The sequence below is a fragment of the Allorhodopirellula heiligendammensis genome (assembly GCF_007860105.1).
GTDB classification, from domain to species: domain Bacteria; phylum Planctomycetota; class Planctomycetia; order Pirellulales; family Pirellulaceae; genus Rhodopirellula; species Rhodopirellula heiligendammensis.
On the sequence record NZ_SJPU01000001.1, the window covers coordinates 44,021 to 64,950 of the forward strand.

A 20,930-nucleotide genomic window follows, 5' to 3' on the forward strand; every position below is an offset into this window, starting at 1 on the left:
CGCTTCGCGTTCCCAACAACAACCGGGGCTAGCGCCCACCGGCTAATCACATGAGGCACCCGCTCTAGGAGGTCGCCCCGAGCACGATCTCGCTCGTCCCTTTCGGCAAGTCGAAACACGCGATCACTTTTCCTTCACGGGCGATCCATGTTCCAGCATCCAAGGCCGCTGAATGGAGCACTTCATTCAACATCGTGCGATCGTTTGCCTGCTCAAAGGCCACGGGGCCTGCACCGCCGTCAATTTCCAACGTGAATTTTTCAGTCGCGAAGGGAGCGGTGAGATTTACCCGGTTGCCTTGACGGTGAATCTGGGTCAGTTGTTTGGCGGCCCAATAGCGGCCGATCTCGCTGACCTTCATCCAAACCGTGTCGTCGGCGAATCGCGATGCCAACGAGAGGACGACTCGCTTGAAGGACCGGAATCCTGCTTCGCTGCCGTTGCTGTACATCCCCGGCCAATGACAGAGCATGACAGCCGGTTGCCGCCGTCCGATCAGTTCGACCATGCGTCCGCTGTTTGCCTCGGCATCGCAATAGCGATCGGGTTCAGAAGTCCCATCGCCCTGCCAACCGCCAAACCAATCACCAGTCCCGGCCGGAACATTCACGGTGAGCCGCACGTCGTCGGTTCCTACGCCGCGCAGATACTCGAGCCGGGGCTCGGTACTCTGGTCGCCTAAGTGCACGTATTTAAAATAGTGTGGCAGCTCGACGCTGTACACGTCCCGCACCGCTTGATCGACCGCCAGCGGCAATTCGCCCTTCACCGCGTTACCAAATCCGCCGGGAGTGGTGACGCCCTCGCACGGCAGTCCACAATTCTTCAGGATGCGGAGCGCGTAGGCTAGATAGGCAGCCAGTTCGTCCACGCTCTTCTTCCCCTGCGGATACGAGTTCTCCATTGTAGCCGCATTGATCGCTTCCATCGGCCTACCCGTTTTCAGATCAATCAGGCGAGTGTGTGTGATCATTTCAGGATGAATGTCCCAATTGGGGACCATCAAGTCACGGACAAGATTTAAGCTGGACTGCAGCTCCGCTCGCGACCAACCAGGCAATTCGCGATCAAGCCAGCCGACGCAAGCAGGATTGGGGACGATGCTGTACTTACCTTTGACTCCCTGAGCGGCGCACCACTCGCCGAACCGACGGACAAAGCTATCTGGGATCTCACGCGGCCAAGTTTTCCACGGCTTCTGGTACTCAGCGCGGCTGGGAAAGGCGGTCGCGAACTGCGGATTGCAGAAGTGTCCCATGTTCACCAAGCACGTTGAATCATCAATGATGAATGACAGCGGCACGCGATCTCGCGGCATGAGCACGCTGACGCCAGCTGGCCGGGTCGGTAGTTGAGCGGACGAGACGGGATCGGTAGTGTCCGCTGCCGCGAAAGGGGACATTCTCAAACCAGAGACTGCGGCTGTGGCGGCACCCCAGGCTGAGGCGCGCAGAAACTCTCGTCGATCCTGGAAAGTGGACGCACGGTGTTGACTCATTCGGGTACGCTCGGTGGCCTGGGGGTTGCTCACGGCGCACACAACACGCCCGCCGCTTTGCCTCAATTCTATTGCCGCACAAGCGCACCGACATCAGCACGACCATCGAATCGTTTTTAAATTCAATGTTTAATATTTTGTGTACCGCTGGCACCTCTCGATCAGCACTGTGCGGTTTAGTCTCATCACCCTGGTAAATACCCGAATATCAGCAATCTCACACTGGCTTAACCGGCGTTTGAGCCGTTGACAGAGCGTCTCGCTAGACTCACGAGCTTGTGTTTAAGGGGAATTAGGACACAGGCGAACTAGGTGGATATTCATCGTCCGAATCCTGTACGACCGGTTGAGTTTTCTGGATTGAAATACAAGCACCAATCGTCTCGCCAACTCTTCGGCTGGCTCTCGATCCGCGGTTCACTCCATAGATCGCCAGCAGGGAACGGGCACGCGTCATTGCCACGTACAAGCTGTTCTCCAAGATTTTGCCTCCGGGGGCGACGTAGTTGTCCACACACGGAATCACAACTACTTCTGATTCGTAACCTTTGAACGAATGCGGCGTGGTGGCAACCAGCGTATTGGGCTGTCTCTCGAATGAACAATTTTTCTGAAACGAAAGCTCAACGCCGATCTCTGTAAGTGCCGGTGCGAGCTTGGCTTGCAGTACATCTCGGACTCGACCATTGTAAATGATGACAATATCGGTCGGCGAAATCCCATCGACCTGGATTAAGTACTTCAAGTGGCCAGCAATCGAAGCCATCTCCTGGCTTCGATTGTTGAAACGATGGTAGATCGGTTTTGGCCCATCGATCTGGTTATAGCGTACTCGTAACCAATCTTCGCCGTTTCGATCCGTTTTCTCCAGCAATCGAAGCTGGAGCAATTCCTGCTGGTCTCGGCGTTTGCTCGTTTCTGAAAGTCGGCTCAATACGTTGACGGCAAGTTCGGTGATCGGAGATGTTGAGCGAAAACTCTCACGCATAATCGTTGACCGACCACGCATGTCGAGACCAAACTCTGACCATTTCGGAGTCTTGGTGTCGTACACGTTTTGTGCGTTGTCGTAGAAGATATGTGCCGAACGACTGTTCGCGTCCAGGTCGTCTGCCTGCTCGACAAGGGACAACAGCAGCCGCAATGTTGCCGGTCCCATGTCTTGTGCTTCATCAATGAACAGAGCCGAGCAGCGGGGAAGCAGTTCGTCGACATCTTGACGATTGAGGAACTCCTCAGCGGCACGATCGTAGTCAAAACCGATAGACTCGATGGACATCTGCACGCTTGGGAGCATCCCAGCCAAAACGTCTTTCACGTGAAGGAGCGACACTTTATCCCAAGGGAAATCCGATTGATCGAAAAGGTTTTCCTCGTTGAGACCGGTCCATGCCGATTCAATCGATTCCCGAAGTAGCCGTTGCAAACTTCGATTGGCGTAGACCGCCCAGATCCGGGCATCCTTCTGATCTTGCAGACGCTTCGCAGTTCTAGCGAGCCAATTGCAAAGCACAATCGACTTTCCACTGCCCGCCACCCCTCGAACCAATCGGGGCTTTCCATCAAGTTCGAGATTGGTCAGCCGTTGCTGTTCTCGCGAGAGAATTGGCTTCATTCCCTTTCGCTCATGGAATTGATCTCCCATGCGACAAGATGCCTTTTTCTTGTAGCCCGCTTTTTGCTCAGCCGCGATCGATGCCCCGAGCCCGCCCGTTTGACCTGACTCCCGTTGGCGTGATTCCAGTTGGCGTGGCTCTCGCCAAACAAAATGCTCGTCGTCCTTTACGAGGAATGCTGCGGTCATGTCATTCTTTAATGGGCGAAGATACGGTTCCTCCATCTCGCTACGACTCGCAAGAACAATCACCGCTTCTCTTGCCCGACTAAGGGCAACGTTGACAATTCTCTTCCACTCTGGGATTTGCCACGTCCCACTCCCAGCATTGACCGTATCGAAAATGACGATGTCCGCTTCCGAGCCTTGTTGACTATGGACGGTTGAGGCTTCCCAATTTGTCATTCCCCAACCGGCCAGAAACTTCCCAACCTCCTGGGCCTGGGCCTTGAACGGCGAGATGAACAAGCCGTTTGCCGACTGAACATCTGCATCTGAAAACAGCTTTTGCAGTACCGATTGCGTCACTCCACGAACCCAACTTCGGTTGCCCGGTCCACGAGCAGCACGGATCGAAGCGAGACTAACATCCTCTTCGTCGAGGACGTACCAAATGGCTCGCGACTGATCGGCAATGAATAGCGACAGCGTCGACTCCATCACAGCGCGGTCTGGGGCGGTCGTCAAAACGCCATCATACTGGTAGTTCGACACAACCCTACACACATCTGGGTCCATTCGACGCTGCTCCGAGAGCAAGTGAACCGCATTGGGAACATTCTCCGTGTCGTCGAGATGGCTCAGCCCACTGCTTGCCAACCACGTTTGCTGGCGAGTTGGAAGTATCCTTGAAATTCGACTAATCGGAGCCAATTGTTTTGAGTCCCCGACCAACACGATTCGCCTCGCCGCCAGCAGCGACAGTGCAGCAACCGCTGCCCGTGATATCAACCCTGCTTCGTCGATAAAAATCGTGGTGAAAGGTGCGCCGCCGTCCTCGACCATCTTGCGGATGAACCCGTCCTTCAAATAGCTCATCGCTTTGAAAGCGGTGGCGATCACCACACGTCGCTGAGCATCCACGAAGATACGATTGCTTTGGTCGTTGCCGGTCGTTCGCAGTTGGCCAATCCGCTTCCGTATGAGGGCTTTGTCTTCTGGCGATTCAAACAATTGAATCTGCCGTGCAAGCCCATCGATCTGGGACAAGACCTCCGACTCGGTTCCTCTGAGCATCGGATCGAGCTCTTTGCGAACGAAGGCTTGGTATGACGCACCTTTCCCGATTCGCAGCAGCGTGTCATCATCGATTTCGTCAGGGCAGAATTCCTGTGCCGCTTCGCCGATGGAAATGGCGACGGCATCGGTGGCCCGGTTGGTCGTCGATACCACCAGAACTCGCTCGCTCCCATCTTGCAAGACCTTGGCGATCTGTTGGCCGGTCGTCCACGTTTTGCCTGTGCCGGGAGGGCCCCAAAGAACACTCCACGAGTGCTGCCACCAATCTCGCAGGTGCGGCAAACCGGACTCCCGACGCTGAGCCACTACCGGATGCACATCGCCCTCGCTGGCATTCAATCTCGCTGGGAGATGCTTGCGAACCTCGTCGAACTCATCTCCGTTGTAGATGGCGTCCAAGACCGACATGAATTCAAAGGGACGAACAAAAAACGGTCCTGCCTGCGGCGTCATCTCAGGGTCGTCAAGACTGATGAACAAGAAACCATTCCGTTCGTCCACTTCGACGATTTCACCCGACCAAAGATTGTCGTCTTGAAAGCCGGCCTCTTCATCGAGTCGATCCGAGTAACGTTCGTCGTCGTCAAGCGACTTCGGGCGAAACGCTTTCGCTCCTTCCCACGTCCAGTCGAACTCGACCGACGAACCAACATGAACCACAAAAATGGTCCCGCGATCTTTCTCGGCAAAAATGCTGACTCGGTGGCAGTTCAGTCGCTTCCAGCGTGATCCGTCGCGGTACTCTTGCCGAATTGCGACAGCCGCATCCTTGAGTTGCTGATCGCCCCCCTCGGGCAGATCGAGAATTGAGTCAAATCGTGCCGGTTCGAAGTCCGGCTCGGCAGACGCCTCGCCTGATAATTCACTGTTCGAGTTTTCAATCAATTGGTCAGCCCCCTTCCGAAAAGTGTTTCAACCATGCGGCCACGTGAACAGGATGGTTGGCTGCTGAACTGATGCGATGATGGAATTCGAAAAAAACAGATCTCGGCGTATTAAACTGTTGTCTGACGAAGTGAGACTTCATGCCAACAGCGAAAATCACGACGACGAGTCTGGACTCGGTGGTGGTTGAACCACTCGAGATTCGAAGTGGCCGCACAACATGTCTCGTTTTCAAGCCTGAAATCGTTCAGAACTCACGAGACAAGGAGAAAACTATTCGAGGCTAGCTAGTTTGGCAACGACATGGGGTATCTCTGCGGGGCGAATGCGGGGAGGACGAAAGCCAATGCAAGCTGAGCAGACTGAAGGCGGGCACCGACGCGAACAAAACCGCCACCGGCATGGGACTGTATCATTTCGGTTTCGAACGCGTACGTGTGGGTCCCCGGGGGTGACTTGGTCGGAGCAGACACCCAACATCACTGTTTGCCACTCACTCATCACCCACCTCCCCCCAGTTCCGCTTCGATCTGCTCGATCGTGGGTAATGACGATCGCAGGTCCTCGGGCAGGTGTTCGGTGATCTGATACTCGCTGACGCCAATGGGTTTGGTTAGGTCGCGGAGCGAGTATTCGACTTTGATGTCACTTTTGCTTTTGCAGATCAGGATTCCGAGCGTGGGGCCGTCGGCTTCGGTGCGGACTTGGCTGTCGACCGCCGATATGTAGAAGTTCATTTTGCCCGCGAACTCGGGCTGGAACTTGACGACCTTCAAGTCGATGACGATGTAGCAGTGCAGGTGCAAGTGATAGAACAGCAAGTCGATGCAGTAGTCGTCGCCGTCGACGCTGATTTTGAATTGCCGCCCGACAAAGGCGAAGCCCGCGCCGAGTTCGAGCAGGAACTTAGTCAGGTGATCGATCAAACCGTCTTCGAGTTCCCGCTCGTTATGCCGCTTGGTCAGCGTCAGGAAATCGAAATTGTACGGGTCGCGGAGCAATTGCCGGGCAAGGTCGCTTTCAGGCTCGGGCAACGTGGCGTCGAAATTGTCGATCGCCTTGCCTTCTCGTAGGTGCAGGCCGGATTCGATCTGGTGGGTCAGGACGGCTCGCGACCAGTTGTTTTCGATCGTCTTTTGAACGTAGAACAGGGCATCGGCGGGGTCGCTTAGCTTCTGGAGGAGCAAAATGTTATGCCCCCACGGGATTTGCGCCACAAGCTGCGGCGCGTTCGGGGCCAATTTGGCCACAACTTGTTTCCAATTTGGGTCACTATTGGAAACAGCTTGTTTCCCAATTGAATCGGGCTGGCTCCAGAACCGGACCCACTGCCGAATTGACCGCAAATTACGGTAGGAAAACCCTTTGATGTCAGGGAATTCTGCGAGCAAATCCCGGCTCATCTGCTCCAGAAAACCATCGCCCCACTTGGCCGTTTCCTGCCTCTCGATAATCTGCTCACCCAGATACCAATAAAGCTCCAGCATCGCGTAATTGACTGCGACGGCGGCTTTGATCTGGGACGCCTGAACCCGGCTCTTGATAGAAACAATCCAGTCGCGATATTCCTTGTCTTGGGTTAGCTCGCTCATTTAGCGTCCTCTTTGACTGGCATTTGCACCTTGGCGAGATTCTCGGCGATGGCTTGGTTGAGTTTGGCTTCCTCCTTCAATTGGCTCTCAAACTCCGCTTTCAGGGCCGCAAAACGTTCGGCAAAGTCGAAATCGTCTTCTTCATCGGGCAGACCGACGTAGCGACCGGGCGTCAGGACGATGTATTGCGTCCTGCCTTTGCCTAGTCGCGAGGAGATTGAGCCTGTCTTGAGAGGCACTTTGGCTCAAACTGCCCGTATGCGTGTTCCGCTCACGCACTTTCGCGCGCTCCACACTCATTTTGCAAGCATTTTAGCGGATGCGCCAACACGTTAGTGAGCGGTCGACTAACGATCCCCGGCTCGGGTTCAATCCCGTCAAGTTGGACGACCGATATCTCGGACGCAACCGATACGAAAAAACCCCGTGAAACGCTGGGTTCCACGGGGTTTTTGGGAGTGGACGATACAGAACTCGAATCTGTGACCTCCACGATGTCAACGTGGCGCTCTAACCAACTGAGCTAATCGTCCGATTTTTGGTTATATGCTCTTGGGAAAGAGCACGTGATACGTCATCGGCAGCTCTGAAAACTGACTTCAGTGGTGCAGTTCGGGTGACGTGTGCGTAGTTTGCGTTGGGGTGGCGGATTCGTCAAGTGGCCCCTCTAAGTTCAAAAACCGTTAAAATCTGCGGATTCACTGTTGACGTCGACCCTCTTGGGGCTGGATACTTTACATACATTGGGGTTGATCTCCCCATTTTGAACTAACCTTTTGGAGACAGAAACGGTCTGGCGGAATGAACCGCGACCGGATTCTCCCTCATTTCTTACCTATTGTGCCGGAACGCCCCCGGCCGGAGAAGATTGCTTTAGTGGCATTGGCACGACGAAACGTCCTACCGGAAACTCGCGATGCGACGCGAATCAACCAACAAATTCGTATTACCCCGATCCGCGTTGTGAGTGAGACGGGCGAACAGCTCGGTATCATTCCGACCGAACAGGCACTTGAACGTGCCCGTGACGCGGGACTCGACCTCGTCGAAGTCGCTCCCGGCGAGCGGCCTCCGGTTTGCCGAATCATGGATTACGGCAAATTCAAGTACGACAAGAACAAGAAAAAAAATAGCGGAGCTTCGCACACGAAGACCAAAGAAATCCGGCTGCGGCCAAAAACCGGTGACGAAGACATTCGAACTAAAATCCGGCAAGCCGAGAAATTTCTCGAGCACAAGGACAAGGTCCAGGTCAGTGTGCTATTTCGCGGTCGCGAGATGGCCCACATCGAGGAAGGCCGCAAAGTCATGGAACAGGTCATCGAAATCCTTAGCGAGCACGGCAAGGTCGAAACCAAGCCGCAGCAGCACGGTCGACGCATGATCTGCATGATTGCACCTAAGTAAGTGTTCGCGAGCTTTCGTTTTTTTCCACCATTGGTCTTCGAGTGAGCAACGTCTTGCCAACGGTCGTCGTCGGTGCCGGCCCCAGTGGGATCGAGACCGCGATTGAATTGCGGCGGCGCGGCGTGGACGCCCACGTCTTCGACGCCGGACCACTGGGACATACCATTTCATGGTGGGCCCCAGGAACCCGCTGGTTTAGCAGCAATGATCGTATCGCCATCGCCGGTGTGCCGCTCAACACCGTCGACCAAGCCAAAGCGAGCCGCGAAGAGTATTTGAATTACCTCCGCAGCGTGGTCGATCAGTTCGCCGTGCCCGTTAACACGTTTCATCGTTTGGTCTCGATCTCTCCCATCGGGGACCAAGCACATGACGCCGACAATCGTTGGCGGCTCGGGTTTCGCCGCACATTGGGTGAAGCCAGTGCGTCGGACAAGCGGACGACGGGTCAGAGTACTTGCGAAGGTCTCGCGGAGGCCGAGTTTTTTGTCGACGCCCACGCAGTCGTGCTGGCGGTTGGTGGTACCGATTTCCCAAATCGGCTCGGTGTGCCTGGCGAAGAACTTCCGCACGTGGACGGGTATCTGCGTGAGATCCATCGCTATCACGGCCGCAGAGTCTTGATCGTCGGCGGCCGTAACAGTGCCGTCGAAGCGGCAATTCGTCTGCATCGCGGCGGCGCCAATGTGAGCCTGTGTTACCACCGGGAACAACTGCCCAGTGACGGCATTAAATACTGGCTGCGTCCCGAAATCGAAGGCTTGATTCGTAGCGGCAGTATCCAGTCCTACTTCGGGGCTCGCGTCGCGGAAATCACTCCCAGTACCGTGACACTCCGCGCCGAAGATCTAGACGATGCACAATCCCGAACAACGATTGACTCCGACGATGTGTTGACGCTGATCGGTTACCGCCAAGACCAATCGCTGTTCGAACAACTCGGTATCGTGTCGGACTCATCTTCGGGATCGCCGTTATTCGATGCCGAAACGATGGAGACAGAGCGCGAAGGCATCTACGTTGCAGGCACGGCGGTCGGCGGTACCCAAAGCAGCCACTACCAGGTGTTTCTAGAAAACTGCCACGATCACCCGCGAAAGATCGCCGATCACCTATGCGGGACGCGCGCGACTCTGCCTGAAGTTTCGGAGCGAGAAACGCTTGAGGCGCGCGATGCAGGTTTGCGACGACGAATCGCTTGGCAGCCCGAAAGCTGAGCGAAACATCCGATCGCGTATGCATCTGCAAGACGTCGTTGGATCGCGAAGCGGTAGCATGCCGTAGCTTCGCCACAAGGAAGAGCAAACATTGCGCAAGCCAAGTTCTGTGAAATACCACAGATTTAACAGCCCAGGCTAGCGCGGGGCGATGTCCACTCGGTTTAACAGAGAAATTCAATCGCTTCAGAAACGTCGTTCCGAGCTGGACAGGATCGCACTGAAGAAAAGCCCCGATGCCGCGGCCGATTTCCGAGGTGCTTTCAGGTGACTGCGGACGGCGCGCATCACGTCGCGCCGAGAGACTTGCCCACGCAACTTGCCGGCTTGATCGAGCACAGGTAGTCGACGGCAGGACTGCGTCAGGAATGCTTGTGCGATCGTCAATAAATCGGTTTCCTCGCCGATCGTCGGCGGGTCAGCATCAATGAGCGACTGCACGTCCGTGCTCGGCATGCCGTCATATGCCAGTGATACGACGAATTGCATGCAGGACTTCTCTGAAAAGACCCCCAAGAACATGCCATCTTGATCAACCACGGGTGCTCCCGAGATACGATTGCTCAGCAGGATATCGAGGGCTTCGAGGGCATCCATGTTGGGGTCAAGCGTGATCAAGTTGCGGACCATCATTTCGCGCGCTGTCATCCCAGGCATCGATGAGGGGTCCATGGCGGGAAGGGTGCCGGTGCCGATGGTCTTGGTCATAACATGTCTCCAAAATCGAACAGATTGAAAAGAGGTACCCCCGATCACGGCGGAGAATCCTAACGAAATCTTCTTCGTCTGCTCTCAATGTGAAACGCTGCGGTAGGCTTGGTCAAGAAAATTTTTGACGGTTTTTACGCTCTCCCTGTCATGGATCGCTGGTGGCCAGCAAGCCGGATTATTCACAAACTCCACCTGACCTCGCATTTTACTGGAAAATCGGTCAAAACAGTCATTCGGCAGCGAACGTGAACGAGCGTCTTGCCGAAGGTGTGAAAGATGTCACGAATTGCAAGAATGGAGAGTAATAATGCTCGGTCAGTGGGTGGAATTTGAATTTGACTGTTTGCCGCTGCGCAGCGTGGGGCGATTGGACGTGCCTCTGGATGCTTCCCCAGCCTACGAAGCGTTCGTCCTCAGAGTAAAAGCCGCCGTCACCAAACATGGCATGCACAATTCCTATTATTTGCACCGCGCCACCTGCCGGTTTCATCTGACAAATGATCCCAACAGTGGTCTGGTAGAGTTCGACGTCGAAGGCGTGGCATTGACTGGCGAGAATGATCTGAAGACACGGGGTGTCGATCTCACCATCCGGCTCAGCAAAGAGACCTGCCCGTGGCTCAATGAGACTTCGGTAGAGTTTCTCGCGGAGTCCGTTAAACACGCTGTCGCTGTTGAATTTAATCGCTACATCCAAGCCGGCGATCTGACGAAGACCAAAGAGCGTATCTCCGCGATGCAGCAGCAAATCGAGCAAGGCGATGGTTTCCAGGCGATGTATCTATAGCGGCGCTCCTCTCAACTTAGCTTGGGTGCGGCGTGAAATGGGCCTAGCCATCGCAGCAACTCCACTGCCTAAATGATAGGCATCCCATTGCTGAGGAGGAAGGCAAAAGAACTATAGGAGCTTATGCAGTGGCTGGTCGACACACACCGGCTACGCGAACATCAACGCCGTAACCAGCCAACAAGGCGACATCGCTTGCAATAGACTCAACACTGCGGCGGTACACCACGCTTTGGCGCGGCGGATGCGTTCACAGAGTGGTTCTAGTAGACCCCACTCTTTTCTGCTCGCTCTTTGAGCACTGTTGCATGTCCACCACGCTTCCCCCTGAACCGAATACATACGAGAGGACGCCCTCCGCGGGAGCACCGCTATCGTTTTCGGGGAACGAATTTGATCTCGTGGGCATGCTGTTGGAGCAGCAACAATCGCTCACCGCTGTGGAGCAGTTCTCCGAGGCACATGAATCTGGGCGGTATGGGAGTGCCTGTTCGGCCCCGTCCAATGAGCCTTTGCAATCCATTTACTATCGCCGTTTGATGCCGGCGACGCCGCCGCAACCGGGCCAACAACTCGCCTTTGAGGTGAATCTCGATACTTGTAGTGGCTGCAAGGCATGCGTGGTTGCCTGCCACACGATGAACGGTCTCGAGGATGACGAGAGTTGGCGGAAGGTCGGCACGCTGATCATTGGAGCTCCGGAATCACCGGCCCCAGACGCGATTACCGCCGCCGCTCCGGAGCCATCTCCGGTTGCGATCGATTTGGCGAGCGCCCCCGTCGTCGGTATCCAGCACGTGACCACGGCTTGCCACCACTGTGAAGACCCCGGTTGTCTCAATGGTTGCCCAGTAAAAGCGTACGTCAAAGATGAGGTGACTGGGATCGTCAAGCATTTAGACGATCAGTGCATCGGCTGTAAATACTGCACGATGATGTGCCCCTACGAAGTGCCCAAGTACAGCAAACGTCTGGGCATCGTGCGGAAGTGCGACATGTGCCATCAACGACTCAAAGCCGGCGAGGCTCCGGCGTGCGTTCAGTCGTGTCCGAACGAATCGATCGCGATTCGCATCGTCGATCGATCGGCGGCGGTAGACGATCATGATGAGAGTTTGATGCCAGAGGCACCGAGTTCATCGCTCACACGCCCAACCACGCAGTACATCGGCCAACGCAGCAACCACGTTGCATTGGCAACACCGCAGGACTCAGCGATCGACGAGGTCGCCGAGAGTCACTGGCCACTAGCGATCATGCTCGTCGCCACTCAGGTCGCCGTCGGCATGATCCTGGTAGAGCAACTCGTATCGCTCGCATTGTCGATGACGGGTGCGACGATGCCGCGCGCGGCCACTCGTCTGACCGCGAGCGTCGCGTTGGTAATCACGATGATCGGCATGAACCTCGCGCCACTCCATTTGGGACAGCCGCTGCGAGCGTGGCGAGTCTTCTTGGGTCTGCGGACATCCTGGTTGAGCCGGGAGGCCGTTCTCCTCGGCAAGTTTGCCGCGGCACTGACGATTGCGACGGTGTTGTTGTGGCTGCCGATTTGGAAGCCATGGGTTCCTGATTTTGTGATTCATCGCGTGCCCGAGTGGGTGACAGTTCCAGGCTGGGCAACGGCCGCTGCGATGGCAGCCACAGTGGTATTCGGATTAGCGGGTGTCTACAGCAGTGCGATGATTTACATCGTCACTCGCCGCGAACTGTGGCGTTCCTCTCGCACCCTACCACGGTTCTTGTCCACGGGGCTGATCGTCGGTGCATCGTTGACAGCCACAACCATCGGTTGGGCGGGCGGCTCCGACGCGGTGGTGATTCTGTTGTTGATTACCGCGGTTCTCTCCGGTGCAACCAAACTGTTCTGGGAATTGAGCTTTCATCTCGGCGCCAGCGTGGAGCTGGCAACCGTTGATCGGCTAGATATCCGCAGTCAAAACTTGGTGGCCTCACGCCTAGGCCATTGGCGGCAACTTCGCCTCGGTGCGGGGTGGGGTGGTTTAGTGGCCTGTATGGTCGCCGTTTGCTTGATCGGCGTGGGCGAGCATGCAGCTGGATTGCTGTTGGCACTGGTTGGCTCGCTGACGTTGCTCGTCGCGGAGTCGGCCGAACGTTTGTTGTATTTCATGAGTATCGTCTACTATCGTATGCCGGGAACATTGAAATGAGCATGGATATCGTGTCGAATCCGTTCGTCGATGGGACCAACGGACCCGCCAAGCGTTTTCGGTTTGAGCTGCCCCAGGTGCTCCAGCGACGGCAGGGACAAATGACTCGTGAGCTCGTGCTGCATCCCGGCGAGCATGGTTTGGGGATGACACACGGTTCGATGGCCGCCGACGTTACGACGACGGCGACCTGCGGATATTGCTCAACCGGCTGCGGACTACGGCTGCATGTGCGAGCGGGCGAGGCGGTCGGATTGACTCCCGAAACGAGCTACCCGGTCAATCTTGGCATGGCGTGCCCCAAAGGATGGGAGGCGCTGCGCGTGCTCGATTCGCCCGAGCGGGCAACCACACCGCTGTTGCGTGGCGCCGATGGCAAGATGCATCCGGTGGAGTGGGACCAAGCACTGCGGACCTTCGTCACCGAGATTCGCGGTGTCCAGGACCGGCATGGGATCGACTCGGTCGCCTTCCTGTCGACGGGCCAAATCCCCAGCGAGGAGATGGCTTTTCTCGGGGCACTCACTCGATTTGGAATGGGCATCAAACACGGCGATGGAAACACCCGCCAATGCATGGCGACGGCGGTCTCCGCATACAAGGAATCGTTTGGCTTCGACGCGCCGCCGTACACCTATGATGATTTCGAGCAGAGCGATTGCCTTGTCTTTATTGGCGCAAATCCGTGCGTCGCTCACCCGATCATGTGGGAACGTGTACTGCGCAATCCCAACGACCCCAAGATCATTGTGATCGATCCACGCAGGACAGAAACAGCCACTGCTGCAACTGAACACCTTCAGATTCGTCCTAAGAATGACCTCGCGTTGTTGTACGCGATCACCAATGTGTTGATCGAGCGGGACTATGTCGACCACGATTTCGTAGCCGCCCTCACCGAAGGCTTCGACACGCTGCGTGAGCATGTCGCCGCCTACGATGTCGACACGGTCGCTCGAGCGGCTGGCATCTCAGCGGCATCCATCATCCGAACTGCCGAAGCGATTGGAACAGGCAGAGCCGTTTCATTGTGGTGGACGATGGGTGTGAACCAGAGCTACGAAGGGACCCGCACGGCGCAGGCCATCATCAATATCGCCCTGCTAACCGGCAACATTGGCCGGCCGGGCACGGGAGCCAACAGCATTACCGGTCAATGCAACGCGATGGGATCGCGACTATGGAGTAACACGTCGAATCTGCTCGGACATCATCGCTTCGAGGACGAGAATGATCGTCGGAAAGTCGCTCAAGCGCTCGGTATGGATGAGGCATGCATTCCCAGCGAGGGCAGTTGGAAATACGACCGCATCATCGAAGGCATCCGGCGAGGTGAGATCAAGGGTTTGTGGGTGATCGCCACCAATCCCGCTCATAGCTGGATTCATCAGTCCGATGCACGAGAATTGTTTGACAAACTGGAGTTCATGGTCGTCCAAGACATGTATCACACGACGGAGACAGCCCAACACGCCCATCTCGTTTTGCCCTCGGCAGGCTGGGGTGAGAAAGAAGGCACCTTTATCAACAGTGAGCGTCGCTACGGGTTGATTAAGAAAGTCCGACGCGCACCCGGACAGGCGCTGGCAGATTTTCACATCTTCCGTGCAATCGCACACTACTGGGGTGTCGCTGACCAGTTCGCTGAATGGACGGACCCCGAGGCCGTGTTCCGTATCTTGCAACGGCTCAGCCGTGATCAACCTTGCGATATCACGGGCATCGATGGCTATCGTCATCTCGACGCCTGCGGTGGCATCCAGTGGCCATGGACCCAGCAAGATGCGGCCAAGAGTTCTTCCGATACCAACGGAGGTGCTCCTGGCAAACCGCCGCAGGAACGCCGGTTGTTCGCTGATGGTCGATTCTATCGGCCTAACAGCCGCGCGCTATTCGTCGTCGATCAAGTTCAGCCAATGCCCGAACGTACCGATCCGGTGTACCCGATTTTGTTATTGACGGGACGTGGTTCCGTCAGTCAGTGGCACACCCAGACGCGGACGCGACAGAGCCCTGTGCTGAGATCGTTGTATCCGGTTGAACCTTACATCGAGATCAACCCCGTTGACGCGGATGAACTTGAAATCGTCCACGGAGAAAAAGTGAATGTACTTTCACGTCGTGATGAAATCACGGTGACCGCCAACGTCACCGCTACGGTGCGTCGCGGACAAGCGTTCATGCCGATGCACTACGAAGCCACTAACCGCCTCACGCTAGCACATTTCGACCCGCACAGTGGTCAACCCAGTTACAAAAACTGTGCCGTGCGAATCATTGCGAACAACGAGTAGGACGAATTCCCATCATGTCAAATAACCCCGCTTTCACCGAATCACAAAAACAGTACCTGAGCGGCCTCACGTTCGGTGCCGACGTGGCGCGAGCTGTAAAAGGACTGCCGGTACTTGCAGGCAGTGCCAGTGGTGGCACCTCGCTATCGGTCGGTGGCGGCGGAGCCACCGTCGACGGCAAGACGGTACCGTACGGTCCTGAAAAAATTGCATTGGATGCTCAGGCGGCAGCCATTAGTGCTGGCAAAAAACTGTGCAAAGAAGAACTTGCCAAACAAGCCAAGAACCCCTTGGACATGTGGGATGAGATCATCGCTCGCAGCGACGAAGGGAAGTTTCCGAAAGGGAACGATGTGTTCTTAACAAAATTCCACGGCCTGTTTCATGTCGCTCCTGCGCAGGATTCGTTCATGATGCGGCTGAGGATTCCTGGTGGCATGAGCCACGCCTGGCAGCTCGCGGGAATGGCGGATTTGGCAGATCGCTCGGCAGGCGGATATCTCGACGTCACCACGCGGGCAAACCTGCAGTTTCGCGAGATCCCAGCGGACCAAGCTGCCGCGATGCTCTATGGCATTCGCGAACTCGACGTGATCAGCCTCGGCTCGGGGGGCGATAACATTCGCAACTGCACCGCGAGCTGTTTGTCAGGCATCGACCCCGACGAACTAATCGAGACGATCCCGCTGGCCAAAAAGATGCACCACTACATCCTCAATCACCGTGAGATGTACGGTTTGCCGCGAAAGTTCAACATTGCATTTGACGGTGGCGGCAGGATCGCATCGCTCGAAGATACCAATGACATCGGATTTCGTGCTGTTCGCATTGAACCGGCCGACAGTAGTGAAGACTTGCCCACGGGGGTTTATTTTCAGCTCACACTCGGCGGCATCACCGGTCACCAAGACTTCGCTCGCGACACCGGTGTTTTGCTGCGGCCAGAGGAGTGCATTCAGGTGGCGGGCTCCATCGTGCGCGTGTTTGTCAAACATGGCGATCGAACTGACCGAAAGAAGGCACGATTGAAATACGTGCTCGACGACTGGGGTTTTGACAAATTCATAGATGCCGTCGAGAAAGATCATGGCAAGCCACTGCGGCGCGTTGACGCTGCACGCGTAACGGTTGTGAGCCACGAAGACCGCATGGCGCATGTCGGTTTTCACGAGCAGCGGCAGAAAGGACGTTTTTACGTTGGCGTGGTATTACCTGTGGGTCGAATGACCAGCAATCAAGCGCGGGCCTTAGCTGAGATCGCCGGAGAGTATGGCAACGGCGAAATCCGCTGGACGGTTTGGCAGAACCTGATTCTCCCTGGTATCCGGGAACGCGATGTCGAGGAGGTGCAAGCCGCCATTCTCGCATGCGGACTTGACTATCGGGCCAGTTCGTTCCGCGCGGGTCTGGTTGCATGCACGGGCAGCGCGGGTTGCAAATACGCTGGTGCCGATACCAAAGCCAACGCGATGACTCTCGCCAAAGCACTCGAATCCCAGTTTGAGATCGACGTACCAATCAATATCCATTTAACCGGTTGCCATCATAGCTGTGCCCAGCACTACATCGGCGACATCGGCTTGATCGCCTGCCAGGTTGAGCAAGGCGACGATATGGTCGATGGGTACCACGTGATGGTGGGTGGTGGGTGGGGTGGCCGGCAAGGCATCGGTCGCCCACTGCTGAAGTCCGTCGTATTTGACGACCTCCCGGCGTTGATTATCAATCTGATCGACGGATACCTCGCCGAGCGTCAAGTGGATGAACCCTTCGTCGCGTTTAGCAGACGCAAGACGATCGAAGAACTGCAATCGCTAACCAAGCTCGCCGTTGCTCAATAGTTTCCGTATCTCACGTAGATCCGCGGCTAGCGCCGTCGGCTCACTAAGCACCTTTCGATAAGTTTTCAACTTTCTCGATAACCGTGGCTAGCGCCAAAACGGCTCATTTCCTCTCTCCCCTCTCACGGCATCTATACCATGTCAGACTTCATCCCCACGACAGCTCCGTTCAGTGAAGATCAACGCGCTTGGCTCAATGGTTTCTTTGCTGGATTGACCGGCATTCAGACCGAGGGGAATCCGGCTGCGGTCGTCCAGGCGTTGGGGATTGGAGGGGCGACCGCGGTTGCCGAACCGGAACCCGAGGAAGAGGAATTCGCGTGGCGTGATTCCTCATTGCCCATCGTCGAACGCGTAGGCTTGGCCGACGGCCACCCCACCGAACGGAAACTGATGGCCGCGATGGCACAACTCGACTGCGGTTCCTGCGGCTACGTCTGCCAAACATACGGTGAGGCCATCGCCAAGGGCGAAGAAACGAACCTGACACTGTGCAGCCCTGGTGGCAAGGAAACCAAACAGATGATCAAGAAGATCCTCGCTGAGAGCAAAGGGAGCGGTTCTTCAGGGAACGTCGACTCCGGTGCATCTTCCGGTGACCTGCGGAATGGTACCGAGTCACGAAACGGTGCTGCAGCGAGTCGCAATGGTGCGGCTGCCCAATGGTCGCGTAACAATCCTTTTTCGGCGAAACTGATTGAGTCGCGGCCGCTAAACTTGGAAGGATCAGCCAAAGATACCCGCCACGTTGTGATCGATCTGACCGGGTCGGGATTGAAATACAACGTGGGCGATGCTCTGGGCGTTCTTCCAAGCAATTGCCCTGACCTGGCGACGAAGCTCATTGATTCGATCGCCGCTGATTCGCAAATCTCAGTGGCCACCCCATCGGGCAATACCAAGACGCTCTTGCAGGCACTCTGTGAAGACTACTGTCTCAAAGACCCCAGTGATGAGTTGATCGAACTACTAGCAGGGCGAATCCAAGATGCGTCAGCCAAGGCGACACTGACATTGATGCTGGAGGAAGGCGTGCCGGATGGGTTCGATGTGCTCGACGTGCTCGAAGTCGCTCAGGGCGTGACAGTGACTGCGACAGAGGTAATCGAGACACTCGATCCCCTCAATCCGCGTCTGTATTCCATCGCCAGCAGCATGAAACGGGTTGGTGATCAAGTCCATCTGACCGTCGGCAAAGTCGTGTACGAGCGTGAAGGCCGTGTTCGCAAGGGTGTCGCTAGCACCATGTTGGCCGATCGCGTGTCGACGGGTGAAACCGTCCGCGTCTTCGTGCAGCCCAATCACGCTGGCTTTACCGTCCCATCAGCAGCTGACACCCCCATGATCATGGTCGGCCCCGGCACCGGGATTGCTCCCTTCCTCTCGTTCTTGCAAGAGCGTGCGGAGTCGAACGCGCCGGGCAGCAATTGGCTGTTCTTTGGTGACCAACATGAAGCCTTCGATTTCCTCTACCGTGAAGAACTTGAGGAGTACGTTGGCAATGGTCTATTAACGCGTCTGGACACCGCGTTTAGCCGCGACGATGAACGCAAAGTTTACGTCCAAGACCGGATGCGCGAACAAGCTGCTGAAATTTGGCAGTGGCTGGAATCGGGAGCTGCATTCTATGTCTGCGGCGACGCCTCCCGCATGGCCCGGGACGTCGACAAGGCATTGCACGACATCGCTGTATCCGCAGGCGGCCTATCCGCCGCAGATGCTGCCGCATATGTCAAGCAACTGAGCACCAGTGGCCGCTACCACCGCGACGTCTACTGAGACGCCATGGGGACAGTCCGCTTGAAAGCGTGCCCCTCGTGAGCTGATGAGCGTCGTGCTCGACGCATGACGCCGCAGATTCGCACACAGCGGTTCACGTGAGACAACCTTCAGAACAATGAATTTGGAGAGACGTCAGCGGCGCGTTTGGCGATCCCCTCCGCTGTCTCTCGATCCATCCGGCGCAGCAGGAACCAACGCTGCCATAGCCCCGACGCGTTCCATTCCTCGGCATTGTTCTGTTCGATTTCACGGCGAACCTCCGCGTCGATCCCCGAGAGCAAGCGACGACGTCCGTCAACTACAAATGCCGCTGTCGTGCCATGGATCTTGCTGGAGCGAAACATACTAATCTCGTTTGAATGAGGTTGCTAATCGGCGTTCATCCTACCTCTGTCAGGACGTCAATTCTACTCATAAAAATTTGATCGCGCGTTTTTAAGTGCGGGTGGTTCCACGGATTGTTGCCCCCGCACGGCGAAGCGTGGTAGGTCGAGTATCGAGCTTTCTACATGATCTCCGGGGACGACCGACCGCCCAACGTGACATCCCAGTCCAAGCTAATTGCCTCGTTTCGAACGCGGCTCTCCGCTATCAAACGCTCCCCGAATTCGGCGGCGTGGGCAATCACCTGAGAAGGCTTGCCAGCACTTAAGTAAAAGCCGCTCAGACGCTCGCACGGGTGAGACAGCGCCAAGCCCTCTGAAACCCGTGTCAAAGAGTTCGCGAGCCAATTTGAAAAATCCAGATACAATACGCCCATGGGCGTATTGCCAAGGGCTATCATGGGTGGCTGGTTGTGTTCCGCCACGGGATTTCTGACGAAACCCACCCCAATTCTTTTTTGGAGATTTCAACATGTCGCAGACGGCCGTGCCCGAGATCCCACCTGGTCCCGAAGCTACGCTCAGTGACGACGATGTCCAGGCGGTGGATCGGTTGGGGAAAATCCATAACCGCCTGCGCGAGGAACTCGGGCGAGTGATTGTGGGCCAGCGGGACACGATCGATCTTTTGTTGGTGTGTTTGTTTGCACGCCGACACGCATTGTTGATGGGCGTTCCGGGGTTGGCCAAGACACTCCTGGTCAGCAAATTAGCCGAGACGATGTCGCTACAGTTTAGCCGCATCCAGTTCACTCCTGACCTGATGCCCATGGATATCACCGGCACAGACATCTTGCAGGACAACGGCCAAGGCCGACGCGAGTTTGAATTTGCGCACGGCCCCGTGTTCGCGAATATTATTTTGGCGGATGAAATCAACCGCGCTCCACCTAAAACTCAAGCCGCGATGTTGGAGGCGATGCAGGAACAACGCATCACCGTTGTCGGCAAAGGGTTCGATCTTCCATCGCCATTCATGGTCTTGGCGACGCAGAACCCCGTCGAACAGGAAGGCACCTACCCGCTGCCTGAGGCGCAGTTGGATCGTTTCATGGCGCTCATCGAACTGGACTACCCGTCGGAGGACGAGGAGATTGCGATCGCGCGGACGACGACGGGATCGGGTCTGCCGCAACTCGAGCATCTGATGACGGGTGAAGACATCATCGCTCATCAGGAACTCGTGCGACGGATCCCCGTGCCCGATCACATCTACATTCAAGCAGCGAGATTGGTTCGTAAGACTCGACCGGGTGGCGGCACGGCGCCAGATTGGTTGTTGCCGCTGGTCTCGTGGGGTGCGGGGCCGCGAGCCGTTCAGGACTTGATCTTAGGCGCCAAGGCTCGGGCAGCGCTCGAGGGTTCTTACATGGTTCGTAGCGAGGACATTCACTACGTGGCGTTACCGGTCTTAACACACCGGCTGATCACCACCTTTGCCGCTCAAGCGGAAGGTTTGTCAGCCAGCGATATTGTCAAGCGATTGTTGAGCGAAGAAACCAGATAGC

15 protein-coding genes and 1 tRNA gene are annotated in these 20,930 nt (G+C 56.3%); 8 read left to right on the forward strand and 8 right to left on the reverse strand.

Going from position 1 to position 20,930, the window contains the following annotated elements:
- Window positions 1–64 precede the first annotated feature (64 nt).
- The 5 genes from Poly21_RS00245 to Poly21_RS00265 form a co-directional block, all read right to left on the reverse strand.
- The gene (locus Poly21_RS00245) at window positions 65–1,498 is read right to left on the reverse strand and encodes a hypothetical protein (RefSeq protein ID WP_146404848.1); all 1,434 of its coding nucleotides are present in this window, start codon (window positions 1,496–1,498) and stop codon (window positions 65–67) included.
- Between the two features lie 292 nt (window positions 1,499–1,790).
- On the reverse strand, window positions 1,791–5,237 hold the full coding sequence (locus tag Poly21_RS00250) for an AAA domain-containing protein (RefSeq protein WP_146404851.1): 3,447 nt from the start codon (window positions 5,235–5,237) through the stop codon (window positions 1,791–1,793).
- Between the two features lie 500 nt (window positions 5,238–5,737).
- Window positions 5,738–6,829 carry a PDDEXK nuclease domain-containing protein gene (locus Poly21_RS00255; protein ID WP_146404854.1) on the reverse strand — a complete coding sequence of 364 codons (1,092 nt, stop codon included), beginning with the start codon at window positions 6,827–6,829 and terminating at the stop codon, window positions 5,738–5,740.
- Complete coding sequence (locus tag Poly21_RS00260) at window positions 6,826–7,068, reverse strand: hypothetical protein (protein ID WP_302117016.1); 243 nt, start codon at window positions 7,066–7,068, stop codon at window positions 6,826–6,828. Before Poly21_RS00260 ends, Poly21_RS00255 begins: the two co-directional genes overlap by 4 nt.
- 220 nt (window positions 7,069–7,288) lie before the next feature.
- Window positions 7,289–7,362: transfer RNA gene (locus tag Poly21_RS00265), tRNA-Val, on the reverse strand.
- A 307-nt stretch (window positions 7,363–7,669) separates the two neighbouring features.
- On the opposite strand from Poly21_RS00265, the gene infC reads away from it, so the two are divergent.
- Window positions 7,670–8,236, forward strand: coding sequence for a translation initiation factor IF-3 (infC, locus tag Poly21_RS00270; RefSeq protein ID WP_302117018.1), 567 nt, complete (start codon window positions 7,670–7,672; stop codon window positions 8,234–8,236).
- 41 nt (window positions 8,237–8,277) lie between these two features.
- A complete protein-coding gene (locus Poly21_RS00275; RefSeq protein ID WP_146404859.1) occupies window positions 8,278–9,453 on the forward strand; it encodes an NAD(P)-binding domain-containing protein in 1,176 nt (391 codons plus the stop codon).
- Window positions 9,454–9,639: 186 nt separating this feature from the next.
- On the opposite strand, the gene Poly21_RS00280 is transcribed toward Poly21_RS00275, so the two are convergent.
- Window positions 9,640–10,161, reverse strand: a complete 522-nt coding sequence (locus Poly21_RS00280; protein WP_302117021.1) for a CBS domain-containing protein — start codon at window positions 10,159–10,161, stop codon at window positions 9,640–9,642.
- A 310-nt stretch (window positions 10,162–10,471) separates the two neighbouring features.
- Between Poly21_RS00280 and Poly21_RS00285 the strand changes: the two genes are divergently transcribed.
- The 5 genes from Poly21_RS00285 (at window position 10,472) to Poly21_RS00305 (ending at window position 19,036) form a co-directional block, all read left to right on the forward strand.
- Window positions 10,472–10,951, forward strand: coding sequence for a hypothetical protein (locus Poly21_RS00285; RefSeq protein WP_146404861.1), 480 nt, complete (start codon window positions 10,472–10,474; stop codon window positions 10,949–10,951).
- 308 nt (window positions 10,952–11,259) lie between these two features.
- On the forward strand, window positions 11,260–13,122 hold the full coding sequence (locus tag Poly21_RS00290) for a DmsC/YnfH family molybdoenzyme membrane anchor subunit (RefSeq protein WP_146404863.1): 1,863 nt from the start codon (window positions 11,260–11,262) through the stop codon (window positions 13,120–13,122).
- Window positions 13,119–15,416, forward strand: a complete 2,298-nt coding sequence (locus Poly21_RS00295; protein ID WP_496109470.1) for a molybdopterin oxidoreductase family protein — start codon at window positions 13,119–13,121, stop codon at window positions 15,414–15,416. The genes Poly21_RS00290 and Poly21_RS00295 overlap by 4 nt, the downstream gene beginning before the upstream one ends.
- A gap of 14 nt (window positions 15,417–15,430) precedes the next feature.
- Window positions 15,431–17,257: a NirA family protein gene (locus Poly21_RS00300; RefSeq protein ID WP_146404867.1), complete on the forward strand. Its 1,827-nt coding sequence runs from the start codon at window positions 15,431–15,433 to the stop codon at window positions 17,255–17,257.
- 138 nt (window positions 17,258–17,395) lie between these two features.
- A complete protein-coding gene (locus Poly21_RS00305; RefSeq protein WP_146404869.1) occupies window positions 17,396–19,036 on the forward strand; it encodes a sulfite reductase subunit alpha in 1,641 nt (546 codons plus the stop codon).
- Window positions 19,037–19,146: 110 nt separating this feature from the next.
- Here the strand turns inward: Poly21_RS00305 and Poly21_RS00310 are convergent, their stop codons facing one another.
- Together Poly21_RS00310 and Poly21_RS26880 are read right to left on the reverse strand one after the other, a co-directional pair.
- On the reverse strand, window positions 19,147–19,383 hold the full coding sequence (locus Poly21_RS00310; protein WP_146404870.1) for a hypothetical protein: 237 nt from the start codon (window positions 19,381–19,383) through the stop codon (window positions 19,147–19,149).
- Between the two features lie 161 nt (window positions 19,384–19,544).
- Window positions 19,545–19,823, reverse strand: coding sequence for a hypothetical protein (locus tag Poly21_RS26880; RefSeq protein ID WP_302117027.1), 279 nt, complete (start codon window positions 19,821–19,823; stop codon window positions 19,545–19,547).
- 71 nt (window positions 19,824–19,894) lie between these two features.
- Here Poly21_RS26880 and Poly21_RS00315 point away from each other — a divergent pair, with 71 nt between their 5' ends.
- Window positions 19,895–20,929 carry an AAA family ATPase gene (locus Poly21_RS00315; protein ID WP_146404872.1) on the forward strand — a complete coding sequence of 345 codons (1,035 nt, stop codon included), beginning with the start codon at window positions 19,895–19,897 and terminating at the stop codon, window positions 20,927–20,929.
- Window position 20,930: the final 1 nt, after the last annotated feature.

Coding starts and splice junctions, on each gene's coding strand:
- Poly21_RS00245 (WP_146404848.1), bottom strand. CDS start 1,498: ATGAGTCAACACCGTGCGTCCACTTTCCAGGATCGACGAGAGTTTCTG.
- Poly21_RS00255 (WP_146404854.1), bottom strand. CDS start 6,829: ATGAGCGAGCTAACCCAAGACAAGGAATATCGCGACTGGATTGTTTCT.
- Poly21_RS00280 (WP_302117021.1), bottom strand. CDS start 10,161: ATGACCAAGACCATCGGCACCGGCACCCTTCCCGCCATGGACCCCTCA.
- Poly21_RS00285 (WP_146404861.1), top strand. CDS start 10,472: ATGCTCGGTCAGTGGGTGGAATTTGAATTTGACTGTTTGCCGCTGCGC.
- Poly21_RS00290 (WP_146404863.1), top strand. CDS start 11,260: ATGTCCACCACGCTTCCCCCTGAACCGAATACATACGAGAGGACGCCC.
- Poly21_RS00295 (WP_496109470.1), top strand. CDS start 13,119: ATGAGCATGGATATCGTGTCGAATCCGTTCGTCGATGGGACCAACGGA.
- Poly21_RS00300 (WP_146404867.1), top strand. CDS start 15,431: ATGTCAAATAACCCCGCTTTCACCGAATCACAAAAACAGTACCTGAGC.
- Poly21_RS00305 (WP_146404869.1), top strand. CDS start 17,396: ATGTCAGACTTCATCCCCACGACAGCTCCGTTCAGTGAAGATCAACGC.
- Poly21_RS00310 (WP_146404870.1), bottom strand. CDS start 19,383: ATGTTTCGCTCCAGCAAGATCCATGGCACGACAGCGGCATTTGTAGTT.
- Poly21_RS26880 (WP_302117027.1), bottom strand. CDS start 19,823: ATGATAGCCCTTGGCAATACGCCCATGGGCGTATTGTATCTGGATTTT.
- Poly21_RS00315 (WP_146404872.1), top strand. CDS start 19,895: ATGTCGCAGACGGCCGTGCCCGAGATCCCACCTGGTCCCGAAGCTACG.